The organism is Bacillus sp. PSXD-155 (assembly GCF_049310765.1).
Lineage (GTDB): Bacteria > Bacillota > Bacilli > Bacillales > Bacillaceae_G > Bacillus_A > Bacillus_A cereus.
This window is the reverse complement of the sequence record NZ_JBMOWC010000010.1, coordinates 64054-85201: the sequence shown is the minus strand read 5'-3', so window position 1 is coordinate 85201 and position 21148 is coordinate 64054. Positions and strand designations below refer to the sequence as shown.

The window sequence follows — 21148 nt, the reverse complement described above, 5'->3', positions numbered from 1 at the left end:
CCACCGTTATATAAAAAAATAATGAGTGAAAGGGGAGGGAACATAAATGCCAAATTGGTTTAGAAAAACCTTAGTCGCATTAATTACCGTATTTACATTTGGTTTAGTGACGCCTCCTTCCATATTACTTGATAATGGCAAAGCTGCGGACAAGCCTACGAGCACAGCTGGGCAACAAAGTTTGGAGAGCACGTCCTATACATATGAAGAAACGAATGACAGGTTAACCACCGATACTTTTATTACTTATGCAATGCAAGAAGCAGAAAAGCAGTCGATGCAAAAGTTTGGTACTAAAATTGGTCCAGTAATTGAAGATGAGTTTAAAGATGTAATATTACCGAAAATTGAAGAGGCAATTGCTGAGCTTGCTAGTGATGTACCAGAAGATTCACTACAATCATTAGCGATTTCTCAAAAACCAGCTGGTGGAAATAATGAAAAGATTTTTCACGTCTACGATACGAAATCAGGAAATGATTTATTGCGTTTCCATGTAAGAAGAGATCATCCGCCGCAAGATGGTTATTATTTTAATTTCCATTATCACCGTTTTGATGATGGATACTCTGGACATCATGAGTTAGGAAATATTTATTGGAATACGAATGTACCGCCGAAATGGTTGTCTTAAAAAGAACAAGAGAAAATCTTGTTCTTTTTTATTTTTATAGAAGGGACAGACAACTATGTTGTTGAATAACATAGGTTTAGAAAAAAGAAGCAAAAGGAGTATGGAGATGCAAAAATATATTGTTTTTGACTTTGATGGCACATTAGTAGATTCACAAAATATATTTGTACCGATTTATAATCAACTTGCTGAAAAACATGGGTATAAAGCAGTAAAGGAAGACGAAATTGAACATTTACGTAAATTAACGATGACAGAGAGATGTAAACAACTCGATGTACCACTGTATAAATTACCGATATTAGCTTTGGAATTTTATAAATTGTATCAGCCTGCTATAAAAAATCTTGTTTTATTTCATGGGATGAAGGATGTATTAGATGAACTACATAAAACAGGATACGGTATTGCGGTCATATCATCTAACTCAGAAGAGCATATTCGGGCGTTTTTGCACAATAATGGTATCGAAAATATTCAAGAAGTGTATTGTTCTAAAAATTTGTTTGGTAAAGATAAAATGATAAAAAGATTTTTAAAATCGAAAAAGATAACAGAGCAAGATATGTTATACATTGGTGATGAACAGCGAGATGTAGCAGCTTGTAAAAAGGCTGGGGTGAATGTAATTTGGGTATCTTGGGGATATGATGTTATTGAAACAGTGAAAAAAGACGCACCCGATTATATGGTTCATAAGCCGATGGAAATTGTGCAAGTAGTACAAGGAGTGTATTCATCATATTGAATTTTGAGTAGCAAATTTAGAGGAATCCATTTCTTTTTATAGTAAGCTGTTTTCAATAATTGGATGGAGAAGATTAAATGAAGTAGCATATAGCACGGGAGAAAGTGAAATATAATTTAAAGAAGTAGATGAGGAAATCGTAAGGACGTTAGGTCCTAGACATATTTGTTATCAAGCTATTCATAGAGAAGTAGTTGATGAAGTAGTAGATTTTCTTTCTAGTACGAAAGTGAAGGTAATACGTAGTCTAATTGAAATGAATCATTATTCAGAAGGGTACTATACGATTGATTTTTACGATCCGAATGGATTTATTGTAGAAGTAGCCTATACACCAAATGCAGAAATATAAGGGGAATAGATATGAAGATAATTACAGCACGGCAAAACAATATACAAATTGTAAAAGATGCAGCGAATATTGAAGAAATTTCTAAAGGTTTCTCTCCAGATAAGAAATATGTAATTACGAATGCAAATAATGAAAAATATTTATTTCGGACAGGAGATATAAAAGAGTATGAAAGAAAGAAAATAGAGTTTCAAATTTTAAATGAAATGGTAAAACGTAACGTACAGGTACAAAGGCCAATTGAAATAGGTATATTGGAAGAAGGTGTATGCTATAGTATTTTTTCATATTTAGAAGGGGAAGATGCGAAGAAGCTATTGCCTACGTATTCACCAAAAGAACAATATGATATTGGCATAGAGGCAGGAAAAGATTTAGCAAAAATGCATACATATGAAGCTCCTAATGATATACTTCCATGGCATGAAAGAGCAATGAAAAAACATAGTAAATATGTAGAAGCATACAAAACATGCGGAATAAAAATAAAAAATGATGATAAGATTATTAAGTTTATAGATGAAAATGAAATGTATGTAAAGGATCGCCCAAATCGATTTCAACACGATGATTTTCATTTAGAAAATATAATTGTACGGGATGGGAAATATGTAGGTGTAGTTGATTTTAATGGTTATGACTGGGGCGATCCACTGCATGATTTCGTGAAAATTGCACTATTTGCAAGGGACATTAGTATTCCGTATTCAATCGGACAAATAGAAGGATACTTTAATAGGAGAATACCAGAGGAGTTCTGGAAATTATATGCGGTGTACGTTGGCATGACAGTTTTCTCATCAGTTGTCTGGACATTAAGAACAGCACCACATATGTTGGATGATATGTTAGAGCGTCTTCATATTGTATTGGAAGATCATAAAAACTTTGAGTTATCAAAACCAAGTTGGTTTCAACCAGATAAGATTGATATGAAATAGAAAAGGTAGGTGTGATTCGCACCTACCTTTATTTTTTACCATCAAAATACTTATTTAATTTTCTTAAATGTAAGTGGCTGAGTACTTAATGTGGCTGGTACATGTAACTGAAGGGATGGGAATTCACCTCTTATATTCATTTCATAAGCGAATAATAAACTCATTTTCATTTGGAATAAGTCAACTTTTGCAGAGAAGATGTCGTAATGATGATGCCCTAATTGAATATCCATTTCCATAAATTGTACATATAACGAATCATCGCGTTTGTATACTTGTAATGTTCCATATGCAGGATGTTCAAAAGTACCAGTATAGTCCTCTAACTTGTGCGAAGGTGTAGTCCCTTTAATTTGTTCAGGGAGGGATTCAGTTGCTTCTTTCATCATTTCCTTCATTTTTTCAGTATCTTCTACAGCACGTTTATGCCAATCAATGGATTCAAATTCAAGTAATTCATCATAAATTTGATTAGCCAGATAAGTAGGAAGTAATGTTCCTCCAGCATTCGTTAAAATGACAAGGCCTATGTTTTCTATTGGTATGAATGAAACAAGCGCTGAAAATCCATCGATATTACCGCCATGATGAATCACTTTTTTACCACGATAAGCGCTAATAAACCAACCAAGGCCGTAACTATTTAATGGAGATTCAGGGAGTGATAAAACCGGTTGGTCTGGAATTGAATTGTGTGGTGTATACATTTGTTGTAATAATTCAGAGGAGATTAATTCATGATCTCCAAATTTTCCTTCATTTAAGTGGAGAAGTACCCAATTTGCCATATCTTCAATTGTAGAATTAATACACCCAGCAGCGCCGACTGTATCGATGTTGCGGAATGGAACTGCTTTTATTTCACCGTCATTTTCAATGTAAGGTAAAGCATAATCATCTGTAGTTTGTGAATCGTTAACAGAGAAGTTTGTATGTCTCATATTTAAAGGTTCTAAAATATGTTCTGTAGTGTATTGCTCCCACGTTTGATTTGTAATGTTTTCAACAATGTAGCTAATTGTTGCATACATTAAGTTGTTATATAGAAATGCAGTCCGGAACGGTGCATCAAGTGGTAAATGTTTTATTTTTTCAACGAGATCTTTTCGAGATAACGAAGAACTGTACCAAAGAGCCTCATGACGACTCACTCCAGTTCGATGAGAAGCTAAATCTCGTCCTGTAACTTGTGAGCTAGCAAGTAGTTCAGATAAAGTAAAGTTAGGTATATAAGACTGGATAGGGGTATCCCAATTAAACTTTTTTTGCTGTGCTAACAAGCTTAATGAAAGTGTGCCAAACGCTTTCGTTGAGGAACCGATTGCGAATCGAGTATTCGGTGTAACAGCCTCTTTTGTTTCTATATTACGATAGCCGAAACCTTCTGAAATAATAACTTCACCGTCTTTTATAACAGCTACAGCAGCACCAGGAACATTTAAATCCTTCATCATTTTTTCAACCGCTGTTTGTAAAGAAGTCATAACAGGCGTTTCAATTTTAGACATACTTCTAACCTCCAAATATAAATTTTGTTCTACCGCACTATACTTTCGGTAATAGAAAATGAAAACCTTTTTAAATTTGGAAAGTTAATAATTTTGTAAGAATTAGCGGAAGAAATTTTATTAATTAGGATTATTAAATTTACCATTTTTCATGTTATGATAAATTGCATATACGATTGAAAGAAGGTTTTCCTACATATGAAACATGCTGAAAATGAATACTTAAATTTATGCCGCCATGTAATGGAACATGGTACGAAGAAAGAAGATCGTACAGGGACAGGAACTGTATCTGTATTTGGATATCAAATGCGTTTTGATTTGAGTAAAGGATTTCCTTTATTAACGACAAAAAGAGTACCATTTCGCCTTGTAGCAAGTGAACTACTTTGGTTTATGAAAGGTGATACAAATATTCGCTATTTATTGCAGCATAATAATAATATTTGGAATGAATGGGCGTTTAAGAGCTGGGTAGAAAGTGATGAGTATACTGGTCCTGACATGACGGATTTTGGTCTTCGCTCACAACAAGATGAAGAATTTAAAGTACAGTACGATGAGCAGATGGAATTGTTTAAAAAGAACGTTTTAGAAGATGATGATTTCTCAAATAAATATGGTTATTTAGGAGACGTTTACGGTAAACAGTGGCGAGCTTGGAAAACGACAGCTGGTGAGACACTTGATCAATTAAAAGATGTAATTGAAATGATTAAAAAAACACCAGACTCACGTCGTTTAATCGTTTCTGCTTGGAATCCTGAAGACGTACCAAGTATGGCATTACCCCCTTGTCATACATTATTCCAGTTTTATGTAGCGGACGGAAAGCTTTCTTGTCAGCTATATCAAAGAAGTGGTGACATATTCCTTGGAATACCATTTAACATCGCAAGTTATTCACTACTAACACATTTAATTGCACACGAATGTGGTCTTGAAGTAGGGGAATTTGTTCATACAATTGGTGATGCACACATTTATACAAATCATTTTGAACAAGTAGAAAAGCAATTGGCACGTGAACCACGTCCGTTCCCGAAACTTACATTAAATCCAGATGTGAAATCTGTTTTCGATTTTGAAATGGAAGATTTAACGATTGAAGGATACGATCCGCATCCAGCAATTAAAGCACCGGTTGCAGTATAATTGTAGAGGAGATGAAAAAATGATTGTTTCATTTATGGTCGCAATGGACGAAAATAGAGTAATTGGTAAAGATAATAATTTACCTTGGCGTTTACCGAGTGAATTACAATACGTGAAGAAAACAACGATGGGTCACCCGCTTATTATGGGAAGAAAGAACTATGAAGCGATTGGTAGACCGCTGCCTGGAAGACGTAATATTATTGTAACTCGTAATGAAGGATATCACGTTGGAGGATGTGAAGTTGTTCATTCTGTAGAAGAAGTATTCGAACTATGTAAAAATGAAGAAGAGATTTTTATTTTTGGCGGAGCGCAAATTTACGATCTCTTTTTACCATACGTAGACAAGTTGTATATAACAAAAATTCATTATGCATTTGAAGGAGATACATTCTTCCCAGAAATGGATATGACAAATTGGAAAGAGATTTTTGTAGAAAAAGGTTTAACAGATGAAAAAAACCCGTATACGTATTATTACCACGTATATGAGAAACAACAATAATAAAGAAGATTGATGTGAGAATTCGCATCAATCTTTTTATTTATATTCACCAATATAAGTTTATAGATGAGATTCGATAGTGCTATAATGATAGGTAGCATGTAAAAATGCTAAAATTTTCAAAAGTACTAATATAGAAAGAGGAGGAGAATCGATTGAGAAAGATATGGGGGATTCTTTTTCTTTGCTTAACATTCATGTTAGTTGGATGTGGTAAAGAAGAAAAACCACAAGAAGCGTTTGATACATATGTAAAAGCGTGGAATAAACAAAAATTTGCAGATATGTATGATCAACTATCAAAAAATGCAAAAAAAGATATTTCAAAGAAAGAATTTACTGAGAAATATGAAAAAATTTATTCTGGTATCGAAGTGAAAGACTTAAAGGTAGAAACAGGGGAAGTAAAAGAAGATAAAAAAGATGAAGGCCCTGTTCCTTTTAAAGTAAGCATGGATACAGTTGGTGGTAAAATTACTTTTGGCCATGAAGCAAAAATGGTGAAAGAAAAAGATGGAGATAAAGAATCTTGGAAAATAGATTGGACTCCTGATTTTATTTTCCCTGGCATGACGAAAGATAGTAAAGTGCGTATGCAGACAACACAGCCAAAACGTGGTGAAATATACGATCGTAATGGAAAAGGTCTTGCAACAAATGGGAAAGCTTCTGAAATCGGATTGATTCCTGAAAAGTTAGGCGATACTGCTCCGCAAACGAAAGAAACAGTAGCGAAGTTATTAAATATGTCTGTAGAAGAAATTGATCAAAAATTAGCTGCTAAATGGGTAAAACCAGGGTATCTCGTACCAATTGGAATTTTGCCTGAAGGGGCAACGCAAAATACGTACATTGATTTACCAGGTGTTTCAACAAAACCTGTAAATGTTCGTACATATCCGTTAGGGGAAGCGGCAGCTCATCTGACTGGTTATATTGGAAAGGTAAATGCTGAAGATTTAAAAACGCTACAAAAGAAAGGCTATCAAGCTGATGACCCAGTTGGTAAAGCTGGTTTAGAGCAAGTATTAGAGGAAAAGCTACGCGGTAAAAAAGGTGGCCGTGTCTTTGTAGAAGATGCGCAAGGAAAAGAAATTAAAAACTTGGCAAAAACAGATGCTGTTGATGGAGAAAATGTAACTTTAACTATTGATAGTACTGTTCAAGAAAAAACGTATAATGAAATGAAGGGCGAAGCTGGTTCAAGTGCAGCAATCAATCCGAAAAGTGGAGAAACAATTGCACTAGTAAGTAGTCCAGCATATGATCCTAATTTAATTGCACGAGGAACATCGAAAGCGCAACGCGAAGCTTGGAATAATGATCCGAAAAAACCGATGACGAATCGCTTTACACAATTATCGGTACCAGGTTCTGTATTTAAACCAATTACAGCTGCAATTGGTCTTGAAACGAAAACAATCGATCCAAAAGAAGAGTTGAAAATTGAAGGATTAAAATGGACAAAAGATTCTTCTTGGGGTAATTATTATGTAACGCGTGTGAAAGATGCAAATCCGATTGATTTTGATAAGGCGATGAAATACTCGGATAATATTTACTTCGCACAAGAAGCTTTGAAAATCGGAAAAGACAAGTTTATGAGTGAAGCGAAAAAATTCGGATTCGATGAGAAACTACCAATTGAATATGGATTCCCTGCTTCTAAAATTGCAAATGACGGTATTAAAAATGATATTCAAATGGCAGATACAGGATATGGACAAGGACAAGTATTAATGACTCCTCTTCATTTAGCTTTAACGTATGCGCCAATTGTAAATGATGGAATGATTCCATCACCGTATATTATTAAAACAGATAAACAACCAAAAGCTTGGAAAGAAAATGTAATTTCTAAAGGAAATCAGGATATATTAAAAACTGCTATGACGAAAGTAATTAATGATCCGGATGGTACAGGGAAAATTGCTAAGATTGATGGAATGACTCTTGCTGGAAAAACAGGTACAGCGGAATTAAAAGTATCTAAAGAAGCCGAAGGAAAAGAACTAGGCTGGTTCGCTGCATTTGATTTGAATTCGCCAGATATGGTCATTACAATGATGATTGAAGATGTAAAAAGTAGAGGTGGAAGTAACATTCCAGCTGAAAAAGTAAAGCATGTTTTTCAAAAATAATATGTAATAAAAGGCTATCTCTATAATTTATAGAGGTAGCCTTTTTGTATGAGAAGTCTTAATATCTGTATACTAAATTTTAGAGAAACAAAATAAATCATTAACTTACGAAAAAAAAGTAGCTATTTTTTATTGACATTGAATAAAACTTTTTGTATTATACTTACATAAGGTAAGTTATTAACTTTTAAAAAACAAATCTTGAATTGAAGATAAAGAGAAAAAAGGGAGAGAATACAATGACAAAAGTACTATTTATCACAGCAAATCCAAATTCAGCAGAAGGTTCTTTCGGAATGGCAGTAGGGGAAGCTTTCATCGAGGCTTATAAAAACGAGCATCCACAAGACGAAGTTGTAACAATTGATCTATTCAATACTACTGTACCAGCAATCGATGCAGATGTATTTGCTGCTTGGGGTAAATTTGCAGCAGGTGAAGGCTTTGAAACTTTAACGGAAGCTCAACAACAAAAAGTAGCAGCAATGAACACAAACTTAGAAACATTTATGCATGCAGATCGTTATGTATTCGTAACTCCAATGTGGAACTTTAGCTATCCACCAGTAGTAAAAGCATACTTAGATAACGTAGCAATCGCAGGTAAAACATTCAAATATACTGAAAATGGTCCAGTCGGCTTATTAGAAGGTAAAAAAGCACTTCACATTCAAGCAACAGGTGGCGTATATTCTGAAGGAGCATACGCAGCTGTAGACTTCGGACGCAATCATTTAAAAACTGTATTAGGATTTGTCGGTGTAAATGATACTGATTATATTGCAGTTGAGGGTATGAATGCAAACCCTGAAAAAGCACAAGAAATTAAAGAAGCGGCAATTGCTAATGCTCGTGAATTAGCAAAACGTTTCTAATATAGAATGCTTAAAAAGTCCAAACACTTGCTGTTTGGACTTTTTTTCTTCTTTTTCCTTCGTTTGTCTAGTATAATGAAGGTCGGAATGATAATAGGTGGGGGTTCTGTATGATTCAAACGTTTTTTAAAATCTTTTATTTAATTTTAATTGTAATTGCGATTACACCGAGAATGTGGCGTCTTAAAAGACAAGTAAATACGATGGCGCCAAAAGAAAAAGATAATGCTGTGTATAAAACGACAAATTGGTTTGGTAAGAAAATGGTACGTGTAGCTGGAGGGACAGTAGAAGTGAAAGGGCTTGAAAATGTTCCGAAAGACAAGCCGGTACTAGTTGTAAGTAATCACCAAAGTAATATGGATATCCCTGTTTTACTAGGTTACTTAAATAAACCAATTGGATTCGTGTCAAAGGCAGAGATTAAAAAGTTCCCAGTTGTACCAACTTGGATGGAACTTATGAATTGTGTATTTATGGATCGTAGCGATCGTCGTCAATCTCTTAAAGCAATTAAAGATGGAATCGAACTATTAAAGAATGGACATTCTATCGTAATTTTCCCAGAAGGAACGAGAAGTAAAGGTGGCGAAGTTGGAGAGTTTAAGGCTGGTAGTTTCCATCTTGCAGTAAAATCAAGTGTAGCAATTTTACCTGTAACGTTAGATGGTACATATAAGATGTTTGAAGCGAATGGAAATCGTATGAAGTCAGCTCATGCAACAGTAACAATTTCTAAGCCGATTACACCTGAAGAGTATGCGAATATGGATATTAAAGAATTAACGAAGCATACACAGGAAGTTATCGCATCACAATTACATAAGTAATAAAAAAGGTTTCAGCTTATAGTAAGCTGAAACCTTTTTTATTATGCTGTAGGTAAGACATAAAAGAGTACACAGAAGAACATCATCGTACTACCACCTAAAACGAACAGGTGCCATATGGCATGGTTGAAAGGTAGCTTTTCCCAAAGGAAGAATATAGCTCCGACAGAATATAAAATTCCACCTGCTAAAAGTAGTGAAAAACCATGTCCAGTTAGATTTTCATAAAGTGGTTTAATGGCAACGATTATGAGCCAGCCCATAATGATGTAACATAAAGTTGATGCCTTTATAAAGCGACGTACAAAGAAGATTTTGAAGACGATACCTCCGATTGCAAGTGTCCAAATTATAGCAAGCAACGTCCATCCTAATGGGCCACGAAGTGTAATAAGTAGAAAAGGAGTATACGTGCCAGCAATCAATAAGTAAATGGCTGAATGATCTAAAATAGTAAATATTTTTTCTACTTTAGGATGATGAATGCTATGTAGCAATGTTGAAAACAAGTACAGTAAGAACATGCTTACACCATAAACAGTAAATGCGACTACAGCTGATGCGGTACCGTGCTTAGAAGCATGAATAATCAATATGATTAAGGCAGGGATGCTTAAAATGGCACCGATACCATGTGTAATTGCATTTGCAATTTCTTCTTTTACAAATTGGGTCATTCGTGTCATTTTTTCAGTCATAATGCAAATCCTTTCTACTATCATAAAATAATATGTCATTTCCCTTACCATATCATACACAAGAGCAATAGAAAATGAAATTTGTATAATTGATTATATTTTTGAATTTTTTTGACAAAAGGTAATGGATTTGTTGACGTTTTCAAACTTTTTTGACAAAATAAAATTATGTAATAGTAGGACAAGTAAACTACTAATAAAGGGGATGGGGAAATGTTTTCAAATATTGGCTTTCCAGGGTTAATTTTAATTTTAGTAGCAGTACTCATTTTATTTGGACCTAAAAAATTGCCGGAAATCGGGAAGGCTTTAGGGGAAACGTTAAAAGAGTTTAAAAAATCAACGAAAGAATTGACAGATGACGCATTTCAAGAAAAGGAAAAGAAAGAAAAACTGTAATGTATTTTCCTTGTAATGGATAAATAAAGTGTGGTGAACGAGATGGAAGATCGGGAAATGAGCGTAGTAGAACATATTGTTGAGCTTCGAAAAAGAGTAATATATACGGTGTTATCCTTTGTACTATTTTTAATTATTGGATTTACTTTTACAAAGGATATTTATTTTTGGCTTGTAAAAGATTTACCAATGAAATTAACTGTTCTCGGTCCAAGTGATGTATTGTGGATTTTTTTCTCGATTGCTACAGTATTTGCTATCGTTTGTACAATTCCTTTTGCTGCTATACAAATTTGGTTATTTGTAAAACCGGGTTTACATCCAAATGAACAAAAGATGACAATAATGTATATACCGGTATTGTCTATATTATTTATCGCAGGTTTATGTTTTGGATACTTTATTGTAATGCCGTTTCTATTTCACTTTTTAACTACTATAGGTAATGAAATGTTTAATACGATGTTTACGACAGAAAAGTATTTTCATTTTGTACTTAATTTAACAGTTCCATTTGCTGTGATTTTTGAATTGCCAGTCGTTGTAATGTTTTTAACTAGTATTGGAATACTTACGGCGGAATTTTTAATAACAATAAGAAGGTATGCTTACGTAGCGTTGATTATCATTGCATCTTGCATATCACCGCCTGACTTTTTATCTCATAGTTTAGTTGCGGTGCCGCTTATTTGTATTTATGAAGTAAGTATTGCTTTATCAAAGGTTGTTAGTAAGAGAAAAAAGAAAAGAGAAGAAATGCAGTCGAAAAGTGCCTCGTTATAAAGGCACTTTTTTATTTATTTGTTATACTATAGCTATAAACGTATACAATATATAGAAGAAAAAAATTATAGAATCTCCAAAATTTAGACAAACTTTGCGCTTTTATAAGCTTATACTAAATGTATTAAACAATTGATGGGTAATGAGGTTCCCGTCTCAGGGATATTTAGGACGGGAAGATGGATTAGGTGGAGATGAATAGAGTATAAATCTTCTAGCCATAAGGACTACAGAAATCATATAAGTCTGATTTTACTCCACTTTAAACAACGTCTTACAGCGCAAAGTAGAGGAAGTTCAAAAATCCAATGAAAAAGAGGATTGATATTGTGATTACGAAAAGTTTTTATTTCACTCATTCAACAGGGGATTGTATTAAAATATTTGAAATCCCTGTCCTACAGGCACAGCATCCATTATCGTTTCTAATTCAGTCTCGTCTTCAATTATTTATTGCAAAAATTCAAAAACAAAAACATCCAAGATTTTCATATTCTTTCCGTGAATATTTACAAAATTGTTTGAAGTGGAATGATTATTTAAATGTATATAAAACAAATACTCTTGAAAAAAATGCATGATATAGAGTAGAGACAGGGTTAGGAGCTCTGTCTTTTTCATTTTAGATATAAAAATATAATTAATTTGATGAAATTTCGTTCCAAATTGTTGAAAGCAATGGGAATACTAGTATAATAACAAGGAGAGCGTATTGGAAAGGGAAGAATATAATATGCAAAAAATTAAAATTGTAACAGATTCAACAGCAGATTTATCACAAGAGGTAATCGAGAAGTATGACATTCATGTTCTACCATTATCAATCTCTGTAAATGGACAAACATATTTAGATCGCGTTGATCTACAACCAGATGAATTTATTGAAGAAATGCTTAAATCAGAGGAACTACCAAAAACATCACAACCAGCAATGGGTACATTTGTAGAAATGTATGACAAGTTAGGTGAAGATGGAAGCGAAGTACTTTCCATTCATATGACAAGTGGAATGAGTGGTACTGTAGCAACTGCAAATAGTGCTGCATCAATGACCGATACAAAAGTAACAGTTGTTGATTCTCAATTTATTACACATGCTTTAGCATATCAAGTAATTGAAGCTGCAAAAATGGCAAATGAAGGACGCTCACTAGAAGAAATTTTAAAACGTGTAGATGAAGTAAGAAAGAATACTCGTTTATATGTAGTAGTAGATACATTAGAAAACTTAGTGAAGGGTGGACGTATCGGTAAAGGAAAAGCGTTTATCGGTTCGCTACTTAATATAAAGCCAATTGCTAGTCTTGAAGACGGTGTTTATAATCCTGTAACGAAAGTTCGTAGCCAAGGCCAAATTGTAAAAACATTAGCTAAGTTATTTGAGCAAGATACAGCTGGAAAAGTTGTAAAGGCTGTTGCAATTCCGCATGCGAAAGCAATTCCTTTAGCTGAAAGTATGAAAGCGGCGGTTGAAAAAGTGAGTGGGTTTGCTCAATCAGAAATTTTCTATACAACGCCTATAATTAGTACTCATACAGGTCCAGGTGCAATCGGATTTATGTATTTAGCAGAGTAATAAAAAAGCTACTTGAAAATATATTTCAAGTAGCTTTTTTATGTAAATAGAAAGTAAGAAATAAGAAGAGCTATACAGGCACTACCGCTAATGATATAGCGAGTCTGTAAATATTCATTCATAGATAACACCCTTTATCCTGCTATTTGCGGACAGTAAAACTCCCACCTCAAAATTTAGCTGGAGCAAAGAAGTTAGGTGGCGGGCTGTCCGTAAAAGCCCGATTGGTGAAGGTTAATAATCAGTGGGGATAAAGAAACTCCCACTGATTAAAATTTCATTATAGGATTTTCTATATTATATGTTGGATATAGAAAATCAGTCGTTACGTTACACATGTAAAGTTTCAATTTTTTCATTTACTTGCTTATCATTTGTTGCGTTACTATAAATAAAAGTTTGGCCTAAAAAGAGTACATGCAGTTGTTCCCATGGTAACATGCGCAAATTCCAATTATTTCGAAGTCTAGTTATTGCTTCACGAGGTGTTTCATCGGCGAGTGCAAAAGCTCCGTAATGCATCGGTATAAAATGCGTAGCGTTTAAATCTAAATAAGCTTGCACAGCTTCTTCGGGTGAAACATGAGATACTTTCATAAACCATTCTGGTTCATAAGCGCCAATGGGCATAAGAGCAATATCAATTAAAAAGCGTTCACCGATTTCTTTGAAACCTTGGAAATAGCCACTGTCGCCACAAAAATATATGGTTTCCATAGTCGTTTCATTATCAATAATCCATCCGCCCCAGTGAGACGTATTCATATCAAATAAGAATCTTCTCGTCCAGTGCTGAGCAGGTACGAAGTGAAAAGAAACTTCGTTAATTATCGTACTTTCCCACCATTTATACTCTTCTACATGTTTAAATTTCTTACGAGTAAATAATTTTTTTAATCCGATAGGTACAAGATATAGAACATCATCATTCAACTGACGAAGAGTTGAAAAATCTAAATGATCATAATGACCATGTGAAATAAGGACAATATCAATTTTAGGCAGTGCTTCTATAGAGAGTCCAGGTTCTGTAAGTCTTGTAACTAGCTTTAATTTATTGGCCCATACTGGATCTGTTAATATATTAAGTCCATTCGTTTGGATAAGAAAAGTAGAATGCCCAATCCATGTGACAGTCGTTTTTTTTACATTACTTTGCAAAAATGCACTTTGTTTAACGGGTGATTGTTCTACTAAGAAAGAAAAATCTTTTTTGTTTTGCTTTCGTTCTTTACGCCAGCGTAAAAAAGAGCGAATTGATTTTTTTGTACTAACATTATCCATATTTTCATAGCGCTTTGCCATGAACATCACCTCATTTACAATCGTTGTATTTGTATTGTACCGAAATGTTGTTAAGGAATACAGTGTAAAACATGGATTAATGTTTAAGGAATTGTTAAAAAATAGGGAGAGGTATTTACAAAAGTAACAATAAAATTAGTTTTATCAATTCTATTTATAGAAATAATAGTAAAAAAATATATTTTGTCTAGTAATTCGCTTGAAATAAAGACGTAACATACGTAAATTCGTACGATTTCGTGAACAAATGTAGTAAACAATTTTCTCGTAGTGTTAACTTTTGTTATTATAAACATAACCTATTTAAATTTAGGATAGAGAAAAGAGGTTTATAAATGAAGCGTTATCAAAAAATAATTGGTCTTATGGTTGTATTTTGTCTCTTTGTACTTGCTGGATGTAGTGAATCAGGTTCAAAGCTTCGTAAACCATTAAATTGGGATTTAGAAACTTTCCAATTTACAAATCAAGATGGAAAGCAATTTGGTACAAAAGATTTAAAAGGGAAAGTTTGGGTTGCAGATTTTATGTTCACAAATTGTCAAACAGTTTGTCCACCAATGACTGCAAATATGGCCAAGCTGCAAAAGATGGCAAAAGAAGAGAAGATAGACGTTCAGTTTGTTTCATTTAGTGTAGATCCAGACCTTGATAAGCCGGAAAATCTGAAAGCTTTTATTCAAAAGTTTACAGAGGATACTAGTAACTGGAATTTATTAACGGGATATTCGTTAGAAGATATTACGAAGTTTTCAAAAGATAATTTCCAATCACTTGTAGATAAGCCGGAGAATGGTCAGGTCATGCATGGTACATCATTTTATTTAATTGATCAAAACGGAAAAGTAATGAAAAAGTATAGTGGAATTAGTAATACGCCATATGAAGACATTATACGTGATATGAAGCGATTAGTGGATTAAAAATAAGGGTGCTATGCACCCTTATTTTTTTTGCATTAGTCTATGGATAAAATGTCATGTTGTTGGGGAAGTTTCGGCGCCCGAATTTCTAATACGCCGTTTTGATAAGAAGCTTTTGCTGCTTTTTTATTAATTGAATACGGCAACTTAATCAATCTTGATGCTTCTGAAATGGAACGTTCCCGGCGATAATAGTTATGGGATGTTTCTTCTTCTTCTTCGAGTATTTCTTCTTTTACAGAGACTTTTAAGTATTCACTTTGTATTTCAATTTGAATTTGCTCTTTTTGTATACCTGGTAGTTCAGCTGTAACAACGAGTTCTTCACCAACTTCATATAAATCTACAGGGAATGTTAATAAACGGTTTCCTTTTTGGAAAAAATGATTTAAATCAGCGATTACATTGCGAAGAGGTGTTTGCTCGAAGAAATCATCAATTTGCTTTAAGTAATTACGAACCGGTGGGCGAGAAGAATCTTTTTTTTCTTCACTCATGGTATTCCCTCCTAGAAATCAATTTGCAATATCATATGACAAAAGCGGAGAAAGGTGAGTGCCTAGTTTTCATGTTTTCATAAAAAATTGTTAAAAATGTGAAATGGAGTGATTTTTTTATAGTTTTTGGTCGCCATATTCAGTTGATTATGCTAGTATAAATAGGGTTGATATAGTAGTATAGAAACAGAATGAAAACCGAAAGAGGGTAAGAAGTATGTGTGGTTTTGTAGGATGTTTATGTGAAAACCCTAGAGAGTTTTCAGAAACAGAAAAACATCAATTTGAAAATATGAACACGATGATTTTCCACCGTGGTCCAGATGACGAAGGATATTTTCGTGATGAACATGTACAATTTGGCTTCCGCCGTTTAAGTATCATTGACTTAGAGGCAGGACATCAGCCGCTAACTTATGAAAATGATCGATATGTAATTATTTTTAATGGTGAAATTTACAACTATGTAGAATTACGTGAAATGTTACTTGAAAAAGGTGCAACGTTTGCAACACAATCTGATACAGAAGTTATCATTGCATTGTATGCACATATGAAAGAAAAATGTGTAGACTATCTTCGTGGTATGTTTGCATTTATGATTTGGGATCGTGAAGAGAAGAAACTTTTCGGTGCACGTGACCACTTCGGTATTAAACCTTTATACGTCGCACAACAAGGTGATACTACATTCTTCGCATCTGAGAAGAAAAGTATTATGCATGTGATGGAAGATAAAGGAGTTAATCCAACGTCACTACAACATTACTTTACGTACCAATATGGTCCAGAGCCAGAAACATTAACAATTGATGTTAATAAAATTGAGCCTGGTCATTATTTCGTAAAAGAAATCGGTAAAGAGATGGAGATCCATCGCTACTGGAAACCTTATTTCAATGCTTCAAGCGCAACGAAAGAGGAGCATATCCAAGCAATTCGTGATGTGTTATACGATTCAGTAAAAGTGCATATGCGCAGTGATGTACCAGTAGGTTCATTCTTATCTGGTGGTATCGATTCATCTATTATCGCTTCTATCGCAAGAGAAATGAATCCAAATCTTTTAACATTCTCTATTGGTTTTGAACAACGTGGTTTCAGTGAAGTTGATGTTGCCAAAGAAACTGCTGAGAAATTAGGCGTTAAAAACCATAACGTATTCATTTCAGCGAAAGAGTTTATGGATGAGTTCCCAAAAATCATTTGGCATATGGATGATCCTTTAGCAGATCCAGCAGCTGTACCATTGTACTTCGTTGCAAAAGAAGCACGTAAGCATGTAACAGTTGTTCTTTCAGGTGAAGGTGCAGACGAGCTATTTGGTGGTTATAACATTTATCGTGAGCCAAACTCACTAAAAATGTTCTCTTACATTCCTAGCCCAGGTAAGAGCGTTCTAAAAGCATTAAGTGGTGCTCTTAAAGAAGGATTTAAAGGTAAGAGCTTCCTAGAGCGTGGATGTACGCCAATTGAAGAGCGTTACTATGGAAACGCGAAAATCTTCCGTGAAGAAGAGAAAGTTGAATTAATGAAGTATTACAATGAAAGTGTTAACTATATGGATATCACGAAACCATTGTATAACGAGATTAAAGATTATGATGATGTAAGCAAAATGCAGTACATTGACATGTTCACATGGTTACGTGGTGACATTTTATTAAAAGCTGATAAAATGACAATGGCAAACTCATTAGAACTTCGTGTACCGTTCTTAGATAAAGAAGTATTCGATGTTGCATCTAAAATTCCAACTGAATTTAAGATTGCTAACGGAACTACGAAAGCTATTTTACGTGAAGCAGCACGCGGAATCGTTCCAGATCACGTATTAGATCGTAAAAAACTTGGATTCCCAGTACCAATTCGTCACTGGTTAAAAGACGAAATGCATGATTGGGCTATCAATATTATAAACGAGAGTAAAACAGAGCATTTAATCGACAAACAGTATGTATTAAACTTACTGGAAGCACATTGTGCAGATAAAGGCGATTATAGCCGTAAAATTTGGACTGTCCTTGCGTTTATGGTATGGCACCAAATTTATGTTGAGCATAAATACGATACGAATAAGTTCCATGAAGAAACAAAACGTGCGTATAGCTTAGTTTAATTAGAAAAACCTTAAGATCGCATACGGTCTTAAGGTTTTTTTCATAAATAGGAAGTATTATTGATACAATAATAGTAAAAGGATGGACGACATATGATTACGTTTGAGAAAGTTACTGTAGAAAATGAAAGCGTTGTTAAAGAAATGTTTAAATCGCATAGTTTAGGTGAGAAAAAGGTACAGTACTGTGTGAAAGTTGATGATACATATATTGGTGTAATAGATTATAGTGTTCAAGAGGAACGAGCTGTTTTATCACAGCTAATTATTCATTTTGATTACCAAGGTTACGGTTATGGTGCAAATACGTATTTTACATTTGAAGAAATGATGAAACAAAGAAATGTGAAAGAAATAAAAGTGCTACAAGAGGAATTAACAGAAAAGGCGAAGTCTTTCATAGAGAGTTTTGGTTTTACTTCAGAAGATGAAGAGTATGTAAAGAAAATATAACGATGATTACTTATGCGATAAAATAAATATAAGGCAGGTGGATGTATGACGATGACTTCTGGTCTTGTATTAATTGGAGGGTGCTTTATAGTAGCAGAATTATGTCATATACTCATTCGGAAAAGAATGAGTAAGAAAAAAAACCCGTATGAATTACAATACGTCCCTGTCTTTTTCATTATGTTTTGTATGCTTAGTACATTACAAAATCTAATGAACTTTCCACCACTTGTGAATGTTTTTTTAAAGTTCGGTTTACTTTATAGTGGTGCTGGAATAACACTTTTATTTATTTTATTTTGCATACGTTATGTTCACTATCAATCGTATATATTTATTTTAAATTGGTTAAAGCAAGATGATAGAAAACGCCTTACATAAGGCGTTTTTTTTATTTGTAATTGTAACAGAACTTGTACATTTCACATAAAATAGGACGAGTAGCAATGCAAACATATTACAAGAAAGGGGCGGGGCAATAAAATGAAACTTGTTATAGACGCAGGGCACGGTGGATATGATTCTGGTGCTGTTGGTAATGGTTTAGTAGAAAAAAACTTAACACTTCAAATTGCTAGACGCGTTCGAGACATTTTAACGGTAAATTACCCAATTACAATTAAAATGACACGTGATAGTGATGTGTTTATTTCTTTATCGGAACGTGCTAATATTGCCAATGCTTTTGGTGCGGATTATTTTATTTCATTTCATATTAATAGCGGCGGGGGTACAGGTTTTGAAAGCTATATTTATAATGCGTTATCCAACAGCAGCACTGCATATGCAAAGCAACAAAAGATGCATACAGCAGTAAATCCTGTATTAACAAAATACGGTCTTCGTGATCGAGGAGCAAAAAAAGAAAATTATGCGGTATTAAGAGAAACCACAATGGATGCAATTTTAACTGAGACTGCCTTTATTGATACAACGTTTGATGCAAATTTATTAAAAAATCCACAATTTATTGAAGATCTAAGTCAAGCGTATGCGAATGGAATAGCGGCTATTTTTGGAGTAGCTTCAAATCCACAACCTCCTAACCCACAACCGACACCTCAAACGAAGGGAATCGCTTATATCCTTGGGAAAAATGTAAATTTAAGAAATGGTCCATCAACTTCTTCCTCAGTTATTCGTCAATTAAATTCTCCAGAATCTTACGTTGTATATCAGGAAAGTAACGGGTGGTTAGCTTTGGGGAATGGACAATGGGTGTATAATGATCCTTCTTACATTAATTTTGTAAAGACAAGTAATAGTGATGGAAGTCCGATTGGGGTTGCATATATACAAGGGATGAATGTAAATTTAAGAAGTGGTCCATCAACTACATCTGCAGTTATCCGCCAATTAAATTCTCCAGAATCTTATTTAGTATATATAAATGAAAATGGTTGGTTAAACCTTGGTGGAAAGCAGTGGGTATATAATGATCCATCTTATATTAAGTATACTCAATATTAGCAATTAAAATGATAATGCAATATGGATGCGTATCTTTGTTATGTATAACAAGGGTACGCATTTTAATAACAACATTTATTTTCATACTTATGCACTATGTTTTAAAAAGAAACATTAGAAAAGCGGATAGAATCTAAATAGTATATATTAAAAAAGTTTTCTGATATACATTGACAATGTATGTAGGATACATTAATCTTTAATTGTTAATGATAATCGATTTCATCTAGGGAGGACATATGATACATACTAAAAAACTAATTATATTCTGCATTATGATACTCATGGTTGTAATTGCAGGATGTAGTAAAGAAGAGAAAAAGGAAAATGATATATCAGCGAAAGCAAAAGATTCATATACGGTAAAGCATGCAATGGGCGAAACGACAGTAAATGGTACACCTAAAAAAGTTGTTGTTTTAACGAATGAAGGTGCAGAGGCTCTTCTAGCTGTGGGCGTAACTCCAGTGGGGACTACAAAACCACGTGCTGGTGATGAATGGTATCCTCATGTAGCGAAAGAGTTAAAAAATACGGAAGTTGTAGGAACTGAACGTGATATTAATTTAGAGGCTGTAATGAAGCTTAAGCCAGATTTAATTATCGGAAATAAAATGCGTCACGAAAAAATATATAATCAGCTAAAAGAAATCGCACCAACTGTTTATGCAGAAACATTACGCGGTGATTGGAAAGAAAACTTTACGCTTTATACAAAAGCTGTAAATAAAGAAAAAGAAGGGCATAAAGCTCTTGATGATTATAAAAAACGTATTGAAGGAATGAAAGAGAAGTTAGGCGATAAATTGAATTCTAAAGTTTCTATTATTCGTTTCGTGCCAGGTGATGTTCGTATTTATCAAAAAAACTCATTCTCGGGAGTTGTGTTAAATGATATTGGGTTTAAACGACCACCATTACAAGATAAAGATGATTTTGCGATAAAAGGAATTACAAAAGAGCAAATTCCAAATATGGACGGAGACTACTTATTCTATTTCACGTCTGATAAAGATGCAGATAAGAATAATGAAGGAAATTCGTTAGCAAAGGAATGGACAGAAGATCCACTCTTTAAGCAACTACAGGCTTCTAAAAATAATAAAGTATTCCAAGTAGATGAGGTAATCTGGAATACAGCAGGCGGTATTAAAGCTGCGAACCTTATGTTAGATGATATTGAAAAATATTTCCTTAAATAAATGATAAAATACATCACTTTTACGAAGTGAT

Annotated in this window: 22 protein-coding genes and 1 pseudogene; 19 read left to right on the top strand and 4 right to left on the bottom strand. The window is 33.9% G+C overall.

What is annotated here, in order from left to right; all coding sequences use genetic code 11:
- Positions 1-46 precede the first annotated feature (46 nt).
- The 4 genes and pseudogenes from ACO6VI_RS13945 to ACO6VI_RS13930 all read left to right on the top strand — a co-directional run bounded on the left by ACO6VI_RS13945 (position 47) and on the right by ACO6VI_RS13930 (position 2675).
- A complete protein-coding gene (locus ACO6VI_RS13945; RefSeq protein ID WP_422423506.1) occupies positions 47-634 on the top strand; it encodes a YpjP family protein in 588 nt (195 codons plus the stop codon).
- 106 nt (positions 635-740) lie between these two features.
- Positions 741-1382 (top strand): HAD family hydrolase, encoded by a 642-nt coding sequence (locus ACO6VI_RS13940; RefSeq protein WP_001174995.1) that lies wholly within the window; start codon positions 741-743, stop codon positions 1380-1382.
- Between the two features lie 28 nt (positions 1383-1410).
- Positions 1411-1734: pseudogene (locus tag ACO6VI_RS13935) on the top strand (topoisomerase IV).
- A gap of 11 nt (positions 1735-1745) precedes the next feature.
- Positions 1746-2675 (top strand): aminoglycoside phosphotransferase family protein, encoded by a 930-nt coding sequence (locus ACO6VI_RS13930; protein WP_161520145.1) that lies wholly within the window; start codon positions 1746-1748, stop codon positions 2673-2675.
- A gap of 50 nt (positions 2676-2725) precedes the next feature.
- Here the strand turns inward: ACO6VI_RS13930 and ACO6VI_RS13925 are convergent, their stop codons facing one another.
- Positions 2726-4183 carry a serine hydrolase gene (locus ACO6VI_RS13925; protein WP_088020928.1) on the bottom strand — a complete coding sequence of 486 codons (1458 nt, stop codon included), beginning with the start codon at positions 4181-4183 and terminating at the stop codon, positions 2726-2728.
- A gap of 198 nt (positions 4184-4381) precedes the next feature.
- On the opposite strand from ACO6VI_RS13925, the gene ACO6VI_RS13920 reads away from it, so the two are divergent.
- The 5 genes from ACO6VI_RS13920 to ACO6VI_RS13900 all read left to right on the top strand — a co-directional run bounded on the left by ACO6VI_RS13920 (position 4382) and on the right by ACO6VI_RS13900 (position 9692).
- Positions 4382-5338 carry a thymidylate synthase gene (locus ACO6VI_RS13920; protein ID WP_000679600.1) on the top strand — a complete coding sequence of 319 codons (957 nt, stop codon included), beginning with the start codon at positions 4382-4384 and terminating at the stop codon, positions 5336-5338.
- Positions 5339-5357: 19 nt separating this feature from the next.
- Entirely contained in the window at positions 5358-5846 is a 489-nt protein-coding gene (locus ACO6VI_RS13915) for a dihydrofolate reductase (protein ID WP_088020929.1), read from the top strand.
- Positions 5847-6001: 155 nt separating this feature from the next.
- Positions 6002-7987: a penicillin-binding protein 3 gene (gene pbpC / locus ACO6VI_RS13910; protein WP_161520146.1), complete on the top strand. Its 1986-nt coding sequence runs from the start codon at positions 6002-6004 to the stop codon at positions 7985-7987.
- A 239-nt stretch (positions 7988-8226) separates the two neighbouring features.
- Positions 8227-8862 carry an FMN-dependent NADH-azoreductase gene (locus ACO6VI_RS13905; RefSeq protein ID WP_000170028.1) on the top strand — a complete coding sequence of 212 codons (636 nt, stop codon included), beginning with the start codon at positions 8227-8229 and terminating at the stop codon, positions 8860-8862.
- A gap of 110 nt (positions 8863-8972) precedes the next feature.
- A complete protein-coding gene (locus tag ACO6VI_RS13900; RefSeq protein WP_088020931.1) occupies positions 8973-9692 on the top strand; it encodes a lysophospholipid acyltransferase family protein in 720 nt (239 codons plus the stop codon).
- Positions 9693-9733: 41 nt separating this feature from the next.
- Here the strand turns inward: ACO6VI_RS13900 and trhA are convergent, their stop codons facing one another.
- Complete coding sequence (trhA, locus tag ACO6VI_RS13895) at positions 9734-10390, bottom strand: PAQR family membrane homeostasis protein TrhA (protein WP_000136890.1); 657 nt, start codon at positions 10388-10390, stop codon at positions 9734-9736.
- A 213-nt stretch (positions 10391-10603) separates the two neighbouring features.
- Between trhA and ACO6VI_RS13890 the strand changes: the two genes are divergently transcribed.
- From ACO6VI_RS13890 to ACO6VI_RS13875, 4 genes are all read left to right on the top strand, one after another.
- Entirely contained in the window at positions 10604-10789 is a 186-nt protein-coding gene (locus tag ACO6VI_RS13890; RefSeq protein ID WP_000492442.1) for a twin-arginine translocase TatA/TatE family subunit, read from the top strand.
- A 42-nt stretch (positions 10790-10831) separates the two neighbouring features.
- Positions 10832-11572, top strand: a complete 741-nt coding sequence (gene tatC / locus ACO6VI_RS13885) for a twin-arginine translocase subunit TatC (protein WP_023521829.1) — start codon at positions 10832-10834, stop codon at positions 11570-11572.
- 329 nt (positions 11573-11901) lie between these two features.
- Entirely contained in the window at positions 11902-12153 is a 252-nt protein-coding gene (locus ACO6VI_RS13880; RefSeq protein ID WP_000629012.1) for a DUF2535 family protein, read from the top strand.
- Between the two features lie 152 nt (positions 12154-12305).
- The gene (locus ACO6VI_RS13875) at positions 12306-13148 is read left to right on the top strand and encodes a DegV family protein (protein WP_021036079.1); all 843 of its coding nucleotides are present in this window, start codon (positions 12306-12308) and stop codon (positions 13146-13148) included.
- 330 nt (positions 13149-13478) lie between these two features.
- On the opposite strand, the gene ACO6VI_RS13870 is transcribed toward ACO6VI_RS13875, so the two are convergent.
- On the bottom strand, positions 13479-14453 hold the full coding sequence (locus tag ACO6VI_RS13870; RefSeq protein ID WP_001129640.1) for an MBL fold metallo-hydrolase: 975 nt from the start codon (positions 14451-14453) through the stop codon (positions 13479-13481).
- Positions 14454-14788: 335 nt separating this feature from the next.
- On the opposite strand from ACO6VI_RS13870, the gene ACO6VI_RS13865 reads away from it, so the two are divergent.
- A complete protein-coding gene (locus ACO6VI_RS13865) occupies positions 14789-15376 on the top strand; it encodes an SCO family protein (RefSeq protein ID WP_000833332.1) in 588 nt (195 codons plus the stop codon).
- A 35-nt stretch (positions 15377-15411) separates the two neighbouring features.
- Here the strand turns inward: ACO6VI_RS13865 and ACO6VI_RS13860 are convergent, their stop codons facing one another.
- Positions 15412-15873, bottom strand: coding sequence for an Hsp20/alpha crystallin family protein (locus tag ACO6VI_RS13860; RefSeq protein WP_001288086.1), 462 nt, complete (start codon positions 15871-15873; stop codon positions 15412-15414).
- A gap of 217 nt (positions 15874-16090) precedes the next feature.
- On the opposite strand from ACO6VI_RS13860, the gene asnB reads away from it, so the two are divergent.
- The 5 genes from asnB (at position 16091) to ACO6VI_RS13835 (ending at position 21117) form a co-directional block, all read left to right on the top strand.
- Positions 16091-17992: an asparagine synthase (glutamine-hydrolyzing) gene (gene asnB / locus ACO6VI_RS13855; protein WP_000333826.1), complete on the top strand. Its 1902-nt coding sequence runs from the start codon at positions 16091-16093 to the stop codon at positions 17990-17992.
- Positions 17993-18085: 93 nt separating this feature from the next.
- Positions 18086-18445, top strand: coding sequence for a GNAT family N-acetyltransferase (locus tag ACO6VI_RS13850; protein WP_000627519.1), 360 nt, complete (start codon positions 18086-18088; stop codon positions 18443-18445).
- A 51-nt stretch (positions 18446-18496) separates the two neighbouring features.
- On the top strand, positions 18497-18826 hold the full coding sequence (locus tag ACO6VI_RS13845; RefSeq protein ID WP_088020933.1) for a hypothetical protein: 330 nt from the start codon (positions 18497-18499) through the stop codon (positions 18824-18826).
- Between the two features lie 102 nt (positions 18827-18928).
- Positions 18929-19915 (top strand): N-acetylmuramoyl-L-alanine amidase, encoded by a 987-nt coding sequence (locus ACO6VI_RS13840; RefSeq protein ID WP_422423501.1) that lies wholly within the window; start codon positions 18929-18931, stop codon positions 19913-19915.
- Between the two features lie 239 nt (positions 19916-20154).
- Complete coding sequence (locus tag ACO6VI_RS13835) at positions 20155-21117, top strand: ABC transporter substrate-binding protein (RefSeq protein ID WP_161520148.1); 963 nt, start codon at positions 20155-20157, stop codon at positions 21115-21117.
- Positions 21118-21148 lie beyond the last annotated feature (31 nt).

Excerpts from the sequence above, each read along its gene's own strand:
- ACO6VI_RS13945 (WP_422423506.1), top strand. The coding sequence starts at position 47 with ATGCCAAATTGGTTTAGAAAAACCTTAGTCGCATTAATTACCGTATTT.
- ACO6VI_RS13940 (WP_001174995.1), top strand. The coding sequence starts at position 741 with ATGCAAAAATATATTGTTTTTGACTTTGATGGCACATTAGTAGATTCA.
- ACO6VI_RS13930 (WP_161520145.1), top strand. The coding sequence starts at position 1,746 with ATGAAGATAATTACAGCACGGCAAAACAATATACAAATTGTAAAAGAT.
- ACO6VI_RS13925 (WP_088020928.1), bottom strand. The coding sequence starts at position 4,183 with ATGTCTAAAATTGAAACGCCTGTTATGACTTCTTTACAAACAGCGGTT.
- ACO6VI_RS13920 (WP_000679600.1), top strand. The coding sequence starts at position 4,382 with ATGAAACATGCTGAAAATGAATACTTAAATTTATGCCGCCATGTAATG.
- ACO6VI_RS13915 (WP_088020929.1), top strand. The coding sequence starts at position 5,358 with ATGATTGTTTCATTTATGGTCGCAATGGACGAAAATAGAGTAATTGGT.
- ACO6VI_RS13905 (WP_000170028.1), top strand. The coding sequence starts at position 8,227 with ATGACAAAAGTACTATTTATCACAGCAAATCCAAATTCAGCAGAAGGT.
- ACO6VI_RS13900 (WP_088020931.1), top strand. The coding sequence starts at position 8,973 with ATGATTCAAACGTTTTTTAAAATCTTTTATTTAATTTTAATTGTAATT.
- trhA (WP_000136890.1), bottom strand. The coding sequence starts at position 10,390 with ATGACTGAAAAAATGACACGAATGACCCAATTTGTAAAAGAAGAAATT.
- ACO6VI_RS13890 (WP_000492442.1), top strand. The coding sequence starts at position 10,604 with ATGTTTTCAAATATTGGCTTTCCAGGGTTAATTTTAATTTTAGTAGCA.
- tatC (WP_023521829.1), top strand. The coding sequence starts at position 10,832 with ATGGAAGATCGGGAAATGAGCGTAGTAGAACATATTGTTGAGCTTCGA.
- ACO6VI_RS13875 (WP_021036079.1), top strand. The coding sequence starts at position 12,306 with ATGCAAAAAATTAAAATTGTAACAGATTCAACAGCAGATTTATCACAA.
- ACO6VI_RS13870 (WP_001129640.1), bottom strand. The coding sequence starts at position 14,453 with ATGGCAAAGCGCTATGAAAATATGGATAATGTTAGTACAAAAAAATCA.
- ACO6VI_RS13865 (WP_000833332.1), top strand. The coding sequence starts at position 14,789 with ATGAAGCGTTATCAAAAAATAATTGGTCTTATGGTTGTATTTTGTCTC.
- ACO6VI_RS13860 (WP_001288086.1), bottom strand. The coding sequence starts at position 15,873 with ATGAGTGAAGAAAAAAAAGATTCTTCTCGCCCACCGGTTCGTAATTAC.
- asnB (WP_000333826.1), top strand. The coding sequence starts at position 16,091 with ATGTGTGGTTTTGTAGGATGTTTATGTGAAAACCCTAGAGAGTTTTCA.
- ACO6VI_RS13850 (WP_000627519.1), top strand. The coding sequence starts at position 18,086 with ATGATTACGTTTGAGAAAGTTACTGTAGAAAATGAAAGCGTTGTTAAA.
- ACO6VI_RS13845 (WP_088020933.1), top strand. The coding sequence starts at position 18,497 with ATGACTTCTGGTCTTGTATTAATTGGAGGGTGCTTTATAGTAGCAGAA.
- ACO6VI_RS13840 (WP_422423501.1), top strand. The coding sequence starts at position 18,929 with ATGAAACTTGTTATAGACGCAGGGCACGGTGGATATGATTCTGGTGCT.
- ACO6VI_RS13835 (WP_161520148.1), top strand. The coding sequence starts at position 20,155 with ATGATACATACTAAAAAACTAATTATATTCTGCATTATGATACTCATG.